Below are 16708 nucleotides of genomic sequence, written 5' to 3'. Positions count from 1 at the left end.
GACGACGTCAGCATCATCGGCTTCGACGACGTGCCCGAGGCCGGTTATTTCCACCCGGCGCTCACCACGATCCGCCAGGAGTTCGGCGACGTCGGCCGCCAGTCGCTGCGGCTGCTGCTCGACCAGCTCGCCACCGGCGTCAAGTCGGCCGAGTCGGCGCTGGTGGAGCCGGTTCTCATCCCCCGCGACACGGTCGCCGCCCCGGAAAGGAAACCCTCATGACGTACGTCATCGGTGTCGACTTCGGAACGCTGTCCGGCCGCGCCGTCGTGGTCCGGGTCGGTGACGGCGCCGAGCTGGGGTCGGCGGTCCACCCGTACGCCCATGGGGTCCTGGAAAAGCACCTGCCGGACCGGACCGGCCGGCCCTTGCCGCCGGACTGGGCGCTGCAGGTGCCGCAGGATTACCTCGACGTCCTGCGCCACGCGGTGCCGGAGGCGCTGCGGGCGGCCGGGGTCAGCGGCGACGAGGTCATCGGGCTCGCCACCGACTTCACCGCCTGCACGGTGCTACCGACTCTCGAGGACGGCACGCCGCTGAGCGAGCTGCCGGAGTGGGCCGACCGGCCGCACGCCTACATCAAGCTCTGGAAACACCACGCCGCCCAGCCGCAGGCCGATCGCATCACCGATCTCGCGGCCAAGCGCGGGGAGACCTGGCTCAACCGGTACGGCGGGCTGATCAGCTCGGAGTGGGAGTTCGCGAAGGCGCTGCAGGTCCTCGAGGAGGATCCGGAGGTGTGGGCGGCCACCCGGTACTGGGTGGAGGCGGCCGACTGGATCGTCTGGCGGATGACCGGGGTCTATCTGCGTAACGCCTGCACGGCCGGTTACAAGGGCCAGTTCGTGGACGGGCAGTACCCCTCCCCCGCGTACCTCGCCGAACTGAATCCCGATTTCGCGGACTTCGCGGAAACCCGGCTCGACGCTCCGATCGGGCAGCTCGGGCAGGCGGCCGGCACGCTGACCGAGGAGGCCGCCGGGTGGATGGGCCTGCACACCGGCGTCGTGGTCGCGGTGGGCAACGTGGACGCGCACGTGTCGGCGCCGGCCGCGCAGGCGGTCGAACCCGGTCAGTTGGTCGCGATCATGGGCACCTCGACCTGCCACGTGATGAGCGCGGACGTGCTGCGTGAGGTGCCCGGCATGTGCGGGGTGGTCGACGGCGGCATCGTCCCGGGTCTATGGGGTTACGAGGCCGGGCAGTCGGGTGTCGGTGACATCTTCGGGTGGTTCGTCGAGAACGCGGTGCCGGCTTCCTACACCGAGAAAGCCGGCGGCGACGTGCACTCCTACCTCAGCGAGCTGGCGTCCCGGCAACCCGTCGGCGCGCACGGCCTGATCGCCCTCGACTGGCACTCGGGCAACCGCTCCCCGCTGGTCGACCACGAGTTGTCCGGGGTGATCATCGGGCAGACGCTGGCCACCAAACCGGAGGATCAATACCGGGCACTGGTCGAGGCCACCGCTTACGGCACCCGATTGATCATTGAAACGTTCCGGGCATCCGGCGTGGAGGTCAACGAGCTGATCGTGACCGGCGGCCTGCAGAAGAACCCGTTCCTCATGCAGATCTACGCCGACGTCACCCGGATGCCGATCAGCCTGCTCGACTCCGAGCAGGGGCCGGCGCTCGGCTCGGCCCTGCACGCCGCGGTCGCGGCCGGCGCCTACCCCGACATCCGGGCCGCCGCCGCGGCGATGGGCCGGGTCGTGCACGGCGCCTGGACCCCCGACCCCGGCAACGCGGACCGCTACGACGCTCTCTATGCCGAATATCAGACCCTGGTCGACTACTTCGGGCGCCACGGCAACGACGTGATGCGCCGCCTGCGCAAGATCCGCCGGGAGGCGCTGCGATGAGAGACCTGCTCCGCGAGGTCCTGGACGCCAACCTGCGGATTCCGAAGGAAGGGCTGGCCACTCTGACGTGGGGCAACGTCAGCGGCGTCGACCGCGGCGCCGGCGTCTACGTGATCAAGCCGTCCGGGGTGCCCTACGAGAGGCTGACCGAGGAAGACCTCGTGACGGTGGAGATCGAGACCGGCAAGGTGATCGGCAGCCGGCTCAAGCCCTCGGTGGACAGCGAAACCCACCGGCTGCTCTACCAGGCGTTCCCGGAGATCGGCGGCATCACCCACACGCACTCCACGCACGCGGTCGCGTTCGCCCAGGCCCGCCGGGACATCCCGGTCCTCGGCACCACGCACGCCGACAACTTCAACGGCCCGATCCAGGTCACCCGCGACCTGACCCCGGCCGAGTGCGAGAGCGATTACGAACGCAACACCGGGCTGGCCATCCTCGACGCCCTCGACGGCGACGCCGCCTCGGTGCCGGCGGTGCTCGCCGCCAGCCACGGCCCGTTCACCTGGGGCGCGACCGCCACCAAATCGCTGGAGGTCGCGATCGTCTGCGAGGAGGTGGCCCGGATGGCGATCCACACCCTCGCGCTCAACCCGGCCGCCGAGCCACCCGAGCACCTGATCCGGCGGCACTACACGCGCAAGCACGGTCCCGACAGCTACTACGGCAACGTTTAAGAGGCAGGATGAGCATGAACCCTTTCGACGGCCGCGAGATCTGGTTCCTCACCGGGAGCCAGGGTCTGTACGGCGAGGACACGCTCGCCCAGGTGGCCGCCCAGTCGCAGCAGGTGGTCGCCCAGCTCGACGGCTCGTCGGACATCCCGGTGCCGATCGCGTGGCGGCCGGTGCTCACCGACGCCGGCGGCATCAAGGCCGTGATGATCGCCGCCAACGCCGATGACCGCTGCATCGGGGTGATCGCCTGGATGCACACGTTCTCCCCCGCCAAGATGTGGATCAGCGGGCTCGAGGCGCTGCGCAAGCCGCTGCTGCACCTGCACACCCAGGCACACCGGGAACTGCCGTGGGCGACCATCGACATGGACTTCATGAACCTGAACCAGGCCGCGCACGGCGACCGCGAGTTCGGCTACGTGCAGACCCGGCTCGGGGTGGCCCGCACGACGGTGGCCGGGCACGCGTCCGAGCCGCGCACGGCGGAGCGGGTGGGCTCGTGGGCGCGGGCCGCGATCGCGGTGGCGACGATGCGGAACCTGCGGCTGGCCCGGTTCGGCGACAACATGCGGGACGTGGCGGTCACCGAGGGCGACAAGGTGGAGGCCGAGCGGCACTTCGGCGCGTCGGTCAACACGTACGGTGTCAATGATCTGGTGAAGGTGGTTGACGCCGTACCGGAAAAAGCAATTGATGATCTTGTTGAGGAATATTTCGAGAGCTACGACGTCGTCGACGCGCTCAAGGGCGACCGCCGCGAGAGCCTGCGTTACGGCGCCCGCATCGAGGCCGGCCTGCGGACCTTCCTGACCGACGGCGGCTTCGGCGCGTTCACCACCAACTTCGAGGACCTCGGCGGGCTGCGCCAGCTGCCCGGGCTCGCCGTCCAGCGACTCATGGCCGACGGGTACGGGTTCGGCGGCGAGGGCGACTGGAAGACCTCGATGCTGCTCGCCACGCTGAAGGCGGCCGGGCACGGGCTGCCCGGCGGCACCAGCTTCATGGAGGACTACACCTACCACCTCGGGCCCGGCCCGCAACGCATCCTCGGCGCGCACATGCTCGAGGTGTGCCCGTCCATCGCCGGCCAGAAGCCGCGACTGGAGATCCACCCGCTCGGCATCGGCGGCCGCGAGGACCCCGTACGGCTGAAGTTCTCCGCCGCGCCGGGCCCGGGCGTCGTCGTCGGAATGTGTGACATGGGCGACCGTTTCCGGCTGGTCGGCAACGTGATCGACGTGGTCGAGCCGGACGCCGAACTGACCGCCCTGCCGGTGGCCTGCGCGGTCTGGGAACCCCACCCCGACCTGGCCACTTCGGCCGAATGCTGGCTGATGGCGGGCGGTCCGCACCACACCGTGCTGTCCACCGCACTGGACGTCGCAACGGTCGACCAGTTCGCCGAGCTGACCCGTACGGAATTGGTCTTGATCGATGAATCCAGCACCCCGAGATCAATCCGCCGAGAGCTGAAGTGGAACGCCGCGTATCAGCTGCTGGCGGGCGGACTGCGGTGACACGATATCCTGCCCGCAACAGGTGGATGCGGGGTGTCGGTGAGCGTGAAACGCGGACGGCCGCCGGGCATGATGGACGTCGCCCGGCTGGCGGGGGTGTCACATCAGACCGTTTCGCGGGTGCTCAACGAGCACAAGAACGTGAGCGAGCAGACCCGGCTCAAGGTGCGGGCGGCAATTGCGGAGCTGGGCTACCGGCCCGACCGGGCGGCGAGAGCCCTGGTCACCGGCATGTCCCAGGTCATCGGCGTGGTCGCGCAGAACTCCTCGCTCTACGGCCCGGCGTCACTGCTGACGGCGTTCGAGGAGGCGGCCCAGGCGACCGGCTTCGCGGTCAACGTCGGCAGCGTGCGCAGCCTCGACGAGCGCTCGATCACCGAGGCGGTGGAACGCCACCTGGACCAGCGGGTGGCGGGCCTGGTGGTGATCGCGCCGGTGGCGTCGGCCGGCCCAGCGCTGGCGCATCTGCCCGCCGACGTCCCGCTGGTGACGATCGACGGCGACCCCGAGCGTTCCAGCACCCTGGTGACGGTCGACCAGGTGGCCGGCGCGCACGCCGCCACCAAGCGCCTGCTCGACGCGGGCCACCGCACGGTCTGGCACATCTCCGGCCCGAGCGACTGGTTCGACGCGGCCGGCCGGGTGCGCGGCTGGGAGGCGGCGCTGACCGAGGCCGGCGTGGAGATCCCGCCGCTGCTGACCGGCGACTGGAGCGCGGCCAGCGGCTACCGCAACGGCCAGCTGCTGGCCCGGCTGCCCGACGTGACGGCGGTCTTCACGGCCAACGACCACATCGCGCTGGGCCTGCTGCGGGCGCTGAACGAGCACGGCCGCAAGGTTCCCGACGACGTCAGCATCATCGGCTTCGACGACGTGCCCGAGGCGGCCTACTTCACGCCGCCGCTCACCACGGTCCGCCCCGACTTCGCCGCGGTGGCCGCGGCCACGCTCGAGTTGCTGATGGCCCAGATCGAGTCGGGCACGTCCGAGATCGGCACGCGTCGCACCATCGCGCCCACCCTGGTGGAGCGGAACAGCGTCGCTCAGCATCGAAACTAGTCAATACGTTTCGCCGGAATCTTAAGATGGTGTGTCCATCTTGACATCGCCGTTGTGATCGTTAACATTCCATGAAACGAATCCGTAACCGTTAGGTTCGTTCGCCGTTTGTGAACGTGAACATCCCGCCGTCACTCCGGTGCCCGGCGGCCGGCGCCGCGTAAAGACCCCCGCCGGGGCCATCAGGGGAGTGATGGTCCCGGTGGGTTTACGCGTACGCTCGTCGCGTGCCGATGCTTCTGGTCCTCGACGGGAACAGCCTCCTGCATCGCGCCTACCATGCCGGAGTCTTCGAAGGCATGACCGCCCCGGACGGCTCCCCCGTCTGGGCGCTGCGCGGCCTGATCGGCTATCTGGCCCGAGCCGCCGCCCACGTCCAGCCCGACGCGGTGATCGTCGGCTTCGACTGCCCCGTCTCCTCAGCCCGCCGCACCCAGTTCCCCGGCTACAAGGCCCACCGCCCCGACAAGCCCGGCGACCTGACCGCCCAACTGGCCGCGGCCCCCGCCCTGCTCACCGACGCCGGCGTGTGCACCGTGGTGCCCCCCGCCTACGAGGCCGATGACGTGCTGGCCAGCGGCGCCGCCCTGGCCCGGGCGGCCGGCTGGGAATCGGTCCTGATGACCAGCGACCGCGACGCGTTCGCCCTGATCGACGAGACCACCACGGTGCTGCGGGTCCGCAACGGCGGCTTCGACGAGGCAGTCCTGGTCGACCACGAGGCCCTGCCGGCCCTCTACGGCGTCCGCCCGTCCCAATACCGCGACTTCGCCGCGCTCCGCGGCGACCCTTCCGACAACCTTCCCGGCGTACGCCGCTTCGGCGCCACCACCGCAAAGAAACTGCTGACCGCGTTCGGCTCGGTGGAGGCCGCGTGGGAGGCAACCGCGGACGCCCTGCGCGAGGCGGTAGGCGACCTGGCCGCCACCCACTTCACCGCCGCAGCGGCCCGCGAGACGGTAACCCGCAACCGCACGCTGATGACCATGCGTACCGACCTGGAGCTGCCACCCCTGACCGGCGCCCGCCTGCCTTTGAACTACATGACGATGCGCCAGGCGCTGCGAGCCCGAGGCATCAACCTGGGGCCGTCGTTGTGGGCGCTGGTGGGTGGCGCTCCCCCGTTGCCGTCGGCCCCCGGCGAGCCCCCAGCCGACGAGATGCCCGAGCTGCGCCCATGGGTGTTCCGAGGCGGCATGACCGCCCGCCGAGACCCAACCCCAGGCCAGCTGGCCCTCTTCTAACCCGGCACCCCACGCCCGCGATCGCTGCGGCCGCACCCCGCCACGCTTGCCAACCACCGCGCTCCGCGAGCACAGCACCCTCGCCTTGCTCACCCCGCCATGCTCACCCCGCCACGCACCCCGCCATGCTCACCCCCGCCACGCTCACCAGGCAGGGAGCTCCGCGACCGCAGCACCCGCCTTCCGCCACGCGCGCCTTGCGCTATCGACCCGCCCTTGAGCGCTCCGCGCCATCGACCGACCCAGCGCCAGCGGGACACAAGCCCCGCGCTGACCGACGCGTGCCTCCTGCGGCCCGTTCTCGCGCCGGAAACGTCGCCGGGGCCGGCAAGTTCCGCGATCTTGATAGTTGCTGCGCGGAGCGAGCAGCAAATCGACACTCTCGCGGCACCGCGGCGTTTCGACCCAGCGATATGACCGCTATCGGCCCATTGGACAGCGATGATCTTCCGCATGCTGGACGGCGAGGCCGCCAGGTGGGAGTCGAGCCCGTTTTGAGACGGGCTCCCGTCATCCGAGACCGGCGGGCCGCGATGTGGGAATTGCCTGTCCGACGGGAGGCCGTGCGGGCAGCTCCTAGATCAGCCGGAGCGGTGCTACCAGCAGGATGACGGCGGCCGCGACGGCGAGCCAGACCCGGTACCGGCGCAGTCCGCGCCACCACGGCAGCGCCCAGAGTGCCAGCCACAGGATCAGGAAGGCGACGGTGTGCTGCGCCAGCATCTGCAGCACCGTCTCCTCGCACCGGTTGTCGGCGAGCGCGCTCCGGCAGATCCCCGGTGAATCCTGAGTCGTCTCGGCCACCGCGAACGTGAGTACCCCGGCCAGCAGCGGCGCGATCAGCAACGTAGCGATCGGGGTGACCAGCCATGAGGCGAAATCCGGCCGCCGGTCGAACCCGGTGACGACCTCTTCCTCGTCAGAGTCCTCATCGAACTCGTCCCCGTCCTCGGGCACCTCGGGGTAAGCCCCCGCCGGCGGGAAGTCGTCGACGACCCCACGCCCGGTCGGCGCGTGCGCGAAGGCCCCAGCGTGGACCAGCCCTTCGGTAACCCGCTCGTCGCCGCCCTCGGCAACGAGCCCGTCCTGCCCGACCTCCGCCGCCGCGACCCCAGCCGGAGCCACGACATCCCCGGCGACAGCACCAACGACAAGGCTGCCGGAATCGGCATGGCCGTCGGAATCGGCCTCGCTGTCGACATCGGCGACGGCATCGCTGTTGGAGTCGGCACGGCCGTCAGCGTCGCCGTCGGAATCGGCAGGGCCGTCGGCGGCGGTGCTGTCGGCGTCGGCATGGCCGTCGGCGTGAGTGCTGTCGGCGTCGGCATGGCCCTCGGCGTCAGTGTCGGCAGCGCTCCGCTTCGCCGCGTCCGCCTCTCCGTCTGGCGCTGCGGATGCCACGGTTTGCCCGGGCTCGGTCGCCATCTCGGTCCCCGCCGCGTCGGACATGTCCGACGCGGACGGCTCCTCGCTCGGCGCAGCTTCGGTGCGGCCCGCATCTCCGCCGCCTATCGGCTTCGCCAGTGCATCGGCGTCTTCGGTCAGCGTCTCCGCAGGCTCGCCGTCCTCTTTCCCAGCCTCCGCCGCCGGTCCGGTAGCCGCGGATGCCTCTGCGTCGGGGGCCGCCGCAGCGCCCGGATTCACCGGGTCGGCGGCCACATCGACGGCTCCCTCCGCGCCCGGACTCTGCGGGGCGACGGCGGGCGACACGGCGGCCTCGTCACTCCTCGACCCGGCGAGCAGCACGTCGGCCTCGTCACTCCTCGACCCGGCGAGCAGCACGCCGGCCTCGTCACTCCTCGACCCGGCGAGCAGCACGCCGGCCTCGCCGCTCGGCGGCCCGGCGGGCAGCGCGGCGGCCTCGCTTTCGGCGGCGGCTTCTTCGCCGGCCGCTGTCCTACCGGACTCGGCGGCTGCGGTCTCGTCGTCGTCGGAGGACGCGGGGGCGGTGCCCTCGACCGCGGCGGTCTCGGTCTCGCCGACGTCGGTCGCTCCACTCTCGACACCGGATGCTTCGCCTGCGGCGTCCGCATCGACCTCGGCCGCGACTACCTTCGTCGGCGCGGCCCCCGGCGAAGAAACGCCGGCCGCCGCAGACTTCGGAATGGCGGCCGACGTGGTGCCGGCCTCCGCGGCAGCGCGCGGCACGGTCTCGGGCGCGGCCGCCGAAGAAACGGCGGAGTCCGACGGTTGCGGCGCGGCGGCCGCCGATGAAATGGACTCCGAAACCGCCGGGGGCGCGGTCTTCGCGGCGGCGGTGGTGCGTGGCTTTCGTTTGCGGGGTGTGGTCGCTTTTTTCGGCGGGGTGGCGGTCGGCTCGTTGTTGCCGGCTTCCGCGCCTGGTACCGCGATCTTGTCCCCGTTCATGAGCGAGCACCCTACTGTCAGCGGGACCCGAGCGCAGCCCCCGGGGGCACATCCGCCAAACCCAAGATCAAGGACTGCAAAGACTTGCGAGGTACGGGATTACCGCACGCAGATCGGTGGCCTCGATCGATACGTGGGCGGCGGCGCGCGCGGCCGGGGTGCCGTTGAGGGCGATGGCATAACCGACCGCCCCGAACAGTGGCACGTCGGAGCGGCCGTCGCCGACCGCGGCGCAGCGGGCCGGGTCGACGCCCAGCGAAGCGGCGACGCCGAGGGCGAAGGCGCGCTTGTCCATCTCGTCGAACTGGGTGGCCACCGCACCGCTGTAGCAGCCGTCGATCACTTCCAGGCTGGGCCCGGACGCCCGGTCGAAGTCGAAGCGTCCGCACAGATGAGCGCCCACGGCATCCCATGCCAGGGTGGCCAGCACGGGCACCAGGTCGTGCGCGCGGCACCACCGTACGGTCTCGGCGATGCCGTCCAGCAGTGGCAGGGTGGCGAGGAAGCCGTCGACCTGGCCGGGGGTCCGGCCGGCCCAGCCGCGGGCGTCGAGGACGGCGCACTCGGCGCTGGTCAGGGAGCCGTCGCCGTACCCTGCTTCGACCTGTTCGTTGATGTCGGCGTGGCCCAGGAAACCGGCCAGGTGACGGCCGCTGCTGGTGCGCGGGACCAGGGTGCCGTCGACGTCGAAGAACACCGCACCGCGGGTCATGGCCGGCCCGCGGAGACGGCGACCACGTCGCGGCGGCGCTGGCCGAGGTACCAGTTGGCGGTCCGGGCCGGGTCGATGGTGTGCCGCAGGACGCCGGGGCGGCCCGGTGGTAACTCGGCGAGCACCTCGCCGCGTGGGGAGATCAGCATGGTCGGGCAGTGCTGCTCGGGGTGGGCGATGTTGGCGGCGGCCAGGAAGCGCTGGTTCTCGGCGGCGCGGCTGATCAGGTGGCTGCGCCACACGCCGGCCGGCTCGCGGGGGTTGGCCCCGTTGGTGAGGTAGGCGAACAGGTGGGCGCCCCGGTCGGCGAGGTGCTGCCACTGTTCGGGGAAGCGGATCTCCCGGCACAGCTGGACGCCCACGGTGAGGTCGCCGGCCGGGAAGACCGGCAGTTCGTCGCCGGCGGTGAGGACGCCGCGCTCGCTCATGGCGAGGTTGATCTTCCGGTAGACGTGCCGGTCGCCGGTGGCCGCGAAGTGGATGCCGGCGTTGCACCATCCATCGCCGTACGGCAGCAGTGAGCCGCAGAAGACCTCCACCTCGCGGTCGACCGCGAGTTTCGCGACCTGGTCGACGGCGGCCGAGACGTCCACCGCGACGAGCGGGGTCAGGTCCTCGCCGTAGCCGGAGAGCATGCCTTCGGGGAACAGGACCACGTCGCCGGGCCAGGTCTCGTCGAGGACCGCGCGGACCGCCGACAGGTTCGCCTCGACGTCCCACCCGACGTGGAGCTGGGCTATCACCACTGATGTCGTCATCAGGACGGCATCGTAGCGGCCAGATCCTTGAGGGCCCGGGCGGCGCCGGCGGTCAACGGCTCGCCGTGGCCGGGGAGGATGGCCTTGATGTCGAGGCCGGCGAGTTTGCGGACGCTGGCGGCCGCCTTGGCCTCGTCGGTGGTGTTCTCGGGGGCGGAGCCCTGCAGGGTGCCCTGGTTACGCAGGGCGTCGCCGGCGATGAGGATGCCGGTGGACGGTTCGAGGACGGAGATGTGGCCCAGCGTGTGCCCGGGGGTCTCGACGATCCGCAGGCCGAAGACCTCGTCGCCGTCAACCAGTGGCTTCAGCGGCTTGTCCGAGATGATCGACGCCAGGTCGTTGCTGCCGGCGTAGATGCTGCCGCTGATCTTCGGGGCCGCGTCGGTGAGACCGCCCACGTGGTCGTTGTGCAGGTGGGTGAGGATCACGTGCTTGACCGCGCTCCAGCCGGAACCGGCCGCTTTCAGACCTTCCTCGATGGCCGAGCCGGAGCCGGGTGTGCCGAGGTCCACGATGGCCGCCTCACCGCCGCGGACGAGCACATAAGCCGACACGAACGACATCTTCACCTGCCGCCAGTCACCGGCCACTGCCCCGCTGGCGGCCGCGATGGGGGTTTCGGCGGGTGTCGTGGTGGCGGAGGGGGACGGGGAAGAGGAGGAGGAGGAGCAGCCGGTCACCGTGGTGAGCACGGTGACGCCGAGCGCGCCGGCACCCCCGGTGAACAGCAGCCTCCGCGAAATGCGTCTCATGCCCAGCGATTATCCGCCGGACGGTGGTAGCGGGACAGGTCCTCGAGAACAAGGTTGAGGGTGGCGCGGGCCGCCACCGCATCGGGCGCGGAGTCCGGGCCCAGCCGGCGGAGGCGGTCGCGCCGGGCTTCGAGCAGGTGCGGCAGGTGCTCGGCCGCGTACGTCCGGACCAGCCCGACCCGGCGGCGCAGCTCACCGTCGAAGGTGGTCTTCGCCTGGGCGACGGCCGCCTCCCGCCAGGGGTCGTCGCCGGAACGCCACCAGCCGGTGCAGGCGGCCACGGCGAGCCCGGTGGCGACCGCCGCGGAACCGGTCAGCACCGACACGACCGGCGCCGATCCGGTGAGCAGCCCGGTGAGCGTGGGCAGCAGGTCGAGGGCGCGGGGCCGGGACGCGTCGGGGGCGCGCAGCCGCAGGTCGAGGTCGGAGCCGGACGGGATCAGCACGTCGTCGCGCAGACCGTCGCGCAGCGCGTCCAGGACGCGATCCTGGACGTCGTCGAGCGCGTCCGCGGCGCCCGCGGCCAGACCGGCGATCACCAGGGCCGGGCGGCCGGGCGTCAGCGCATCGGCAGCGGCGGCGAAGCGCAGCACCGCCGCGTACCGGGCCTCCTCGAAGCGGGCGCCGCTCAGCCCACCACCGTCGAGGAGGGTGGTGACGGTGGCGATGTCGTCGGCGACCCGCGCGGCCGGCCCGGTGGCCTGGTCGATGTGGACGAGCAGTTCGCGGGCGATGGTCCCGGTGATCCGCGCCTGGTTGGCGGACCGCAGCCGGGCGGCACCGGCGGTGGCGTCGTAGAGGAGGCGGTCGACCAGCGGGCGTACGCCGGCCGCCTCGGTGAGCCGGATCGCCGCGGTGTAGGCCGTGCCGGGCCGCCCGGCCCGGTCGGCCAGGTGGGCCGAGACCGCGTGCACCGCGAACCGGGCCAGTTCGGGCCGGTCGCCGAGGCGGCGGCGGGATTCGGCGACGGCGCGGCCGTGCCCGGGAATGTCGATCTTGTTCAGCGCGACGGCGACGGTCTGCACGCGCTGCGCGGCCTCGATCAGGAAGTCGACCTCGTCGGGGCGGATCGGGCGGGTGGCGTCGCAGACGTACAGCAGCGCGTCGGCCTGCCGCAGCGCGGCGAGGGTGGTCCGGGTGGCCGCACCGGGGGTGTCGACGAGGACGAGTTCGCGCAGGATGGGCTCGTCGAGCCGGACCTCGGCACCGATGACCGGAGCGGTGATCCGGTCGAGCGTGGCGTAGCCGGCGAGCTCGGCCAGGTCGGCGGCGACCCGGTGCGGGGTGCCCGGGTCGGCCGGGTCGGCGAGCAGGATGGTGGCCGAGTCGGCCGCGCCGTAGCGGAACTCGATCCAGCAGCCGGTCGCCGCCGGGCTGAGGCCGGGCCGGCCGAGCAGACCGTTGATCAGGCTGGACTTGCCGGCGCCCGGCTCCCCGGCGACCACCACCCGGGTGCGCCGCATGGTGTCGCGGGCGCCGAGCGGGCCGGGTAACTGGCCGGCGAGGTCGTCGCGGCCGAGCGCGATGGCCTCGGCCCGCACGGTGGCGATCAGTTCGGCGAGGCCGGGAACCGGATCGGACACGTAGCACCTCCACCCGAGCGGTACCAGCCTGCCACGATCGGCAAGCGGTACCGCGGTCAAGGCCCCCTTGGAAAGAGCCTTTCCGAGGCGCACGGGTCACGCATCCGCCGGACGGACAGCGAAACGATCCCGAAGAGCGGTTGGCAGAGCGCCGTAGAACTCCGGCATTGCCAGCGACAGGGGGTGAGCGCCACCATTACCCACGGGTAGGACTCAAGGAGAACGGGAACCAACCGATGAACTGGCGTGTCTCCCGGCGATAGCGCGGCCCGCTCGGCAGAGCTGGACCGCCTGGAGGAGTGGACCGGCCTCGATCCCCGCGGCCGGGCGGCCCGTGCGGCCGAGGTCGAGCTGGCCGCGGCCACCGCCGGTGATGACGGCGCCGAGATGCGGGCCCGGCTCATCCAGGCCGACGTGGCCGAGCGCTCCGGCGACCTGAAGTCCTCGACTTCGTTGATGTGGCAGGTCAACGAGTGGGCCCGGCGGAACGGTCACCGCTATCTGATCGCCCGCAGTCACCTGCTGCTCGGTCGCACCTATCGCAACATGGGCGACGTCGCCGCGCTGCTCGAGCACGCGGTGGCCGCCGTCGAGCATCTGGATGACACGGTTCCGCCGCGCCGCCGCCTGCCGTACGTGGTGAAGTACGCGGACGCGCTCACCGAGACCGGCTCGATCGCCGCGGCCCGGGAACGCTACCGGCAGGCCGCCGAGCTGGCCCGGCATTCCACGGACGTGCGCGACGAGGTGATGGTCCTCAACAATCACGCGTACGCCGAATATCTGTCCGGGGAGCCGGAGCGGGCCTGGCAGCTCATCGAGCAGCTGCGCGCGGTCGCCACCGCCCGGGGCCACCGGCTGGACCCGAACGACCTGGACACCGTGGCCAGCGTGCAGATCGCCCTGGGCCGGTACGCCGAGGCGGAGCAGACGATTCTCGACGCGATCACCGCGTACCCGGAAGGGCACCAGGAGGCGGACGCCCTGCCGGAGTTTCTCCTGACCCTCGCGGTCACGCGGCGCCTGCAGGGCGCCACGGCCGCGGCCCGCGACACCCTGGCCGAATGCCGGTCCCTCTGCGAGGCGCACGGTCACGGTGAAATTTTGGTACGGGTTCTGCGGGAACAGGCCGAGCTGTACGCCGCGGACGGCGACTACCAGCGGGCGTACGAGGAGTACAAGCGTTACCACGTCGCCGAGAAGAAGGTGCTGGACGAGCAGCGGGAGGCGCAGGCCCGCACCCGGCAGGCGCTGTTCGAGGTGAACGAGGCTCGGCAGGAGGCCGAGCGGTTCCGCGAGCAGGCCCGCCGTGACCCGCTGACCGGGCTGCGCAACCGGCGGTACCTCGACGAGCACCTGCCCGCCCTGATCGGCCGGGCGCGCAACGACGGCGTTCCGCTGTGGGCCGCGGTGCTCGATCTCGATCACTTCAAGCAGATCAACGACCTCTGCTCGCACGAGATCGGCGACCAGGTTCTGGTGATGGTGGCGGCCCTGCTGGCCGACACGGTGGCCGGGCTGGGCGAGGACTCGGCGATCGCGGCCCGGCTGGGCGGCGAGGAGTTCCTGCTGGTGCTGCGCGGCCGCGGGCACGCCGAGACCCTCGCGGTGCTGGAGCGGTTGCGCCGGCGGATCGGCGGGCATCCGTGGCGCCAGGCGGTCGGCGACCTGCCGGTGACGATCAGCATCGGCGCCGCGCCGGCGGTGGCCGGCAGCACCCAGGCGACGCTGCTGGCGCAGGCCGACGTTCAGCTGTACGCGGCGAAGCGGGCGGGCCGCAACCGGGTGCGCACGGCCGCTCAGCCGGCCGGGGCGATCCGGTAGCCGACGCCCGGCGTGGTGGCGATGACCGGCGGTTCGCCGAGCTTGCGGCGCAACCGGCCGACGGTGACGGTGACCGTGTTGGTGAACGGGTCGGCGTTCTCGTCCCACACCTGCTCGAGGAGGTCCTCGCTGCTCAGGAACGCCGGGGCGGCCCGCATCAGGGCTTCCAGGACGGCGAACTCCTTCACCGACAGGTTCAGCGGCACGCCGGTGCGGGTGGCGGTGCGGGTGATCGGGTCGAGTTCCAGGCCGGCGACGCGCAGGGTTCGGCCGCGGGCGGCCGGGCGGCGGCGGGCCAGCGCCCTGATCCGCAGGACCAGTTCGGGGAAATGGAACGGCTTGGCCAGGTAGTCGTCGGCGCCGAGGGTGAGGCCGCGGACCCGGTCGTCGGCCGAGCCGGCCGCGGTGAGCATGAGGACCATGACCCGGTCGCCGTCCCGATCGGTGATCATCTGGCAGATGGTGTCGCCGTGCAGGCCGGGCAGATCGCGGTCGAGGACCACCACGTCGTACGCGTTGACGTCGATCTTCGCGGCGGCGGCCAGTCCGTCGTACGCCACATCGACCGCCATGCCCTGGTCGCGCAAACCCTCCGCCACCACCGCGGCGAGCGCGCGGGCGTCCTCGACGACCAGGATTCTCACGCCGGCAGCTCCACGTCGACGCGCAGTCCGCCCTGTTCCCGGGCGGCGAGGGTCACCGAGCCGCCGTGCGCGGCGGCGACCGCGGCGACGATCGACAGGCCAAGCCCGGTGCCGCTGCCGGTGCGGTCGGCGCCCAGCCGCTGGAACGGCCGCCCGAGCCGGCCGACCTGCTCGGGGTCGAGGACCGGGCCACTGGATTCGACGGTGAGCCGGGCCCGGTCGTCGACGGCGGACACCGCGACCCGGACCCAGCCGCCGGGGATGTTGTGTCGCAGCGCGTTGTCGATCACGTTGCCGACCAGCCGGGCCAGCAGTACCGGGTTTCCCCTGGTCAGCACCTCATCGCCCAGATCTTTCTCCACGTGGGGCGAGGTTCGCAGGGCGTCCGCGACGAGACCGGTGAGCGACACCGACGTCCGGTCGTCGAGGGCGCCGTGCTGCGCCCGGGCCAGCACGAGGAGCCCTTCGAGGAGTGTGTCGGCCTCGTCCAGCGAGGTGCGGACCCGGTCGGCGAGCTGCACGGTGGACGGCGCGACCGGGTGCGGTTTGGCCACCGCCACGTCGAGCGTGGCCCGGATCGTGGCGAGCGGTGTGCGCAGCTCGTGGGAGGCGTCGGCGACGAACCGGCGTTGCGCCGCGAACGACTCCTCGAGCCGGGCGAGCAGCTCGTCGATGGTGTCGGCGAGCGCCTTCACCTCGTCGTCGGGACCGCGGACGGCGAGCCGTTCGTGCAGGCTGTCGGCGGTGATGCGGCGGGTCGCCGAGGTGAGCTTGCGCAGCGGGCGCAGCACCCGGCCGGCCGCCGCCCGGCCCAGCACCAGCGCGAAGAGCAACGTGACCACGAGCGCCGTGGACACCCCGATGATCAGCTGCCGGGTGTGCGCGGCGTCGGCGTCGGCGAGGGCCCGCTGCACGTCGGCCGGCGCCACCGAACCGACCGGACCGGCCGACACCGTCTCCCGGATGCTGAACGCCGCCACGATGGCGAGCAGCCCGAGGCCGCAGATGAGGAACATCGCCCCGTACAGGAGGGTGAAACGCAGCCGGACGCCCATCCGCCCAGCATGCCCGCCCGCACCTAACAGCGGAATGACGGCCGGTGTCGCGCCCCGGTTACCCCCGGCACCGTAGAACTCGTCGCCATGACAGCAACCATCGAAGTCAGCGGATTGCACAAGCGGTTCGGGGCGACCGTCGCCCTGGACGGGATGACGTTCACGGCCCCGCCCGGCGCGGTGACCGGTTTCGTCGGCCCGAACGGCGCCGGCAAGTCGACCACGATGCGGGTGATCCTCGGCCTCGACCGGGCCGCCGAGGGGACCGCCCTGGTGGGCGGCCGCTGGTACCGCACCATCCCCCGCCCGCTCACCCACCTGGGTGCGCTGATCGACGCGAACGCGCTGCACCCCGGCCGGTCCGGCCGCAACCACCTGCTCTGGATGGCCCACTCGCAGGGGCTCGGCGCGGCCCGGGTCGACGAGGTCCTCGAGATGACCGGCATGCGGAGCGTCGCCCGGCGGCGGGCGGGCGGCTACTCGCTGGGCATGCGGCAGCGGCTCGGCATCTCGGCGGCGCTGCTCGGCGACCCGCCCGCGCTGATGCTCGACGAGCCGTTCAACGGCCTGGACCCGGAGGGCATCGTCTGGATGCGGTCGCTGCTGCGCGATCTGGCCGCCGAGGGACGTACGGTGCTGGTCTCCAGCCAC

General features: G+C 71.9%; 15 protein-coding genes. 8 read left to right on the top strand and 7 right to left on the bottom strand.

Annotated elements, in window-relative coordinates; all coding sequences use genetic code 11:
• The 6 genes from Ato02nite_RS50070 to Ato02nite_RS50045 form a co-directional block, all read left to right on the top strand.
• Positions 1 to 222: substrate-binding domain-containing protein (locus tag Ato02nite_RS50070; RefSeq protein ID WP_213013811.1), on the top strand; the 222-nt coding region annotated here is incomplete at its 5' end.
• On the top strand, positions 219 to 1862 hold the full coding sequence (araB, locus tag Ato02nite_RS50065) for a ribulokinase (RefSeq protein ID WP_213013810.1): 1644 nt from the start codon (positions 219 to 221) through the stop codon (positions 1860 to 1862). The genes Ato02nite_RS50070 and araB, both read left to right, overlap by 4 nt.
• Positions 1859 to 2542, top strand: coding sequence for an L-ribulose-5-phosphate 4-epimerase AraD (araD, locus tag Ato02nite_RS50060; RefSeq protein ID WP_213013809.1), 684 nt, complete (start codon positions 1859 to 1861; stop codon positions 2540 to 2542). Before araB ends, araD begins: the two co-directional genes overlap by 4 nt.
• An 8-nt stretch (positions 2543 to 2550) precedes the next feature.
• Positions 2551 to 4059, top strand: coding sequence for an L-arabinose isomerase (araA, locus tag Ato02nite_RS50055; protein WP_213013808.1), 1509 nt, complete (start codon positions 2551 to 2553; stop codon positions 4057 to 4059).
• Between the two features lie 69 nt (positions 4060 to 4128).
• A complete protein-coding gene (locus Ato02nite_RS50050) occupies positions 4129 to 5118 on the top strand; it encodes a LacI family DNA-binding transcriptional regulator (protein ID WP_213013813.1) in 990 nt (329 codons plus the stop codon).
• A 233-nt stretch (positions 5119 to 5351) separates the two neighbouring features.
• Positions 5352 to 6362: a 5'-3' exonuclease gene (locus tag Ato02nite_RS50045; protein WP_213013812.1), complete on the top strand. Its 1011-nt coding sequence runs from the start codon at positions 5352 to 5354 to the stop codon at positions 6360 to 6362.
• Between the two features lie 576 nt (positions 6363 to 6938).
• Here Ato02nite_RS50045 and Ato02nite_RS50040 read toward each other — a convergent pair.
• From Ato02nite_RS50040 to Ato02nite_RS50020, 5 genes are all read right to left on the bottom strand, one after another.
• Complete coding sequence (locus Ato02nite_RS50040) at positions 6939 to 8729, bottom strand: hypothetical protein (protein WP_213013807.1); 1791 nt, start codon at positions 8727 to 8729, stop codon at positions 6939 to 6941.
• A 67-nt stretch (positions 8730 to 8796) separates the two neighbouring features.
• Positions 8797 to 9441: an HAD family hydrolase gene (locus Ato02nite_RS50035; protein WP_213013806.1), complete on the bottom strand. Its 645-nt coding sequence runs from the start codon at positions 9439 to 9441 to the stop codon at positions 8797 to 8799.
• Positions 9438 to 10199, bottom strand: a complete 762-nt coding sequence (locus Ato02nite_RS50030; protein WP_213013805.1) for a carbon-nitrogen hydrolase family protein — start codon at positions 10197 to 10199, stop codon at positions 9438 to 9440. The genes Ato02nite_RS50035 and Ato02nite_RS50030 overlap by 4 nt, the downstream gene beginning before the upstream one ends.
• The gene (locus Ato02nite_RS50025) at positions 10199 to 10951 is read right to left on the bottom strand and encodes an MBL fold metallo-hydrolase (protein WP_213013804.1); all 753 of its coding nucleotides are present in this window, start codon (positions 10949 to 10951) and stop codon (positions 10199 to 10201) included. The genes Ato02nite_RS50030 and Ato02nite_RS50025 overlap by 1 nt, the downstream gene beginning before the upstream one ends.
• The gene (locus tag Ato02nite_RS50020; protein ID WP_213013803.1) at positions 10948 to 12534 is read right to left on the bottom strand and encodes a GTPase; all 1587 of its coding nucleotides are present in this window, start codon (positions 12532 to 12534) and stop codon (positions 10948 to 10950) included. Before Ato02nite_RS50020 ends, Ato02nite_RS50025 begins: the two co-directional genes overlap by 4 nt.
• 246 nt (positions 12535 to 12780) lie before the next feature.
• Between Ato02nite_RS50020 and Ato02nite_RS50015 the strand changes: the two genes are divergently transcribed.
• Positions 12781 to 14358, top strand: a complete 1578-nt coding sequence (locus Ato02nite_RS50015; RefSeq protein ID WP_213013802.1) for a tetratricopeptide repeat-containing diguanylate cyclase — start codon at positions 12781 to 12783, stop codon at positions 14356 to 14358.
• On the opposite strand, the gene Ato02nite_RS50010 is transcribed toward Ato02nite_RS50015, so the two are convergent.
• On the bottom strand, positions 14334 to 15002 hold the full coding sequence (locus Ato02nite_RS50010; RefSeq protein WP_213013801.1) for a response regulator transcription factor: 669 nt from the start codon (positions 15000 to 15002) through the stop codon (positions 14334 to 14336). The two genes, Ato02nite_RS50015 and Ato02nite_RS50010, sit on opposite strands and share 25 nt — an antisense overlap.
• The gene (locus Ato02nite_RS50005; protein WP_213013800.1) at positions 14999 to 16057 is read right to left on the bottom strand and encodes a sensor histidine kinase; all 1059 of its coding nucleotides are present in this window, start codon (positions 16055 to 16057) and stop codon (positions 14999 to 15001) included. The genes Ato02nite_RS50010 and Ato02nite_RS50005 overlap by 4 nt, the downstream gene beginning before the upstream one ends.
• A gap of 87 nt (positions 16058 to 16144) precedes the next feature.
• On the opposite strand from Ato02nite_RS50005, the gene Ato02nite_RS50000 reads away from it, so the two are divergent.
• Positions 16145 to 16708, top strand: a 564-nt coding sequence (locus Ato02nite_RS50000) for an ATP-binding cassette domain-containing protein (RefSeq protein ID WP_213013799.1), incomplete at its 3' end; no start/stop codon positions are given.

Origin of the sequence: Paractinoplanes toevensis (genome assembly GCF_018332695.1) — a bacterium.
Lineage (GTDB): Bacteria > Actinomycetota > Actinomycetes > Mycobacteriales > Micromonosporaceae > Actinoplanes > Actinoplanes toevensis.
The sequence above is the reverse complement of the archived record's forward strand: the minus strand, read 5'-3'. Positions and strand labels throughout refer to the sequence as shown.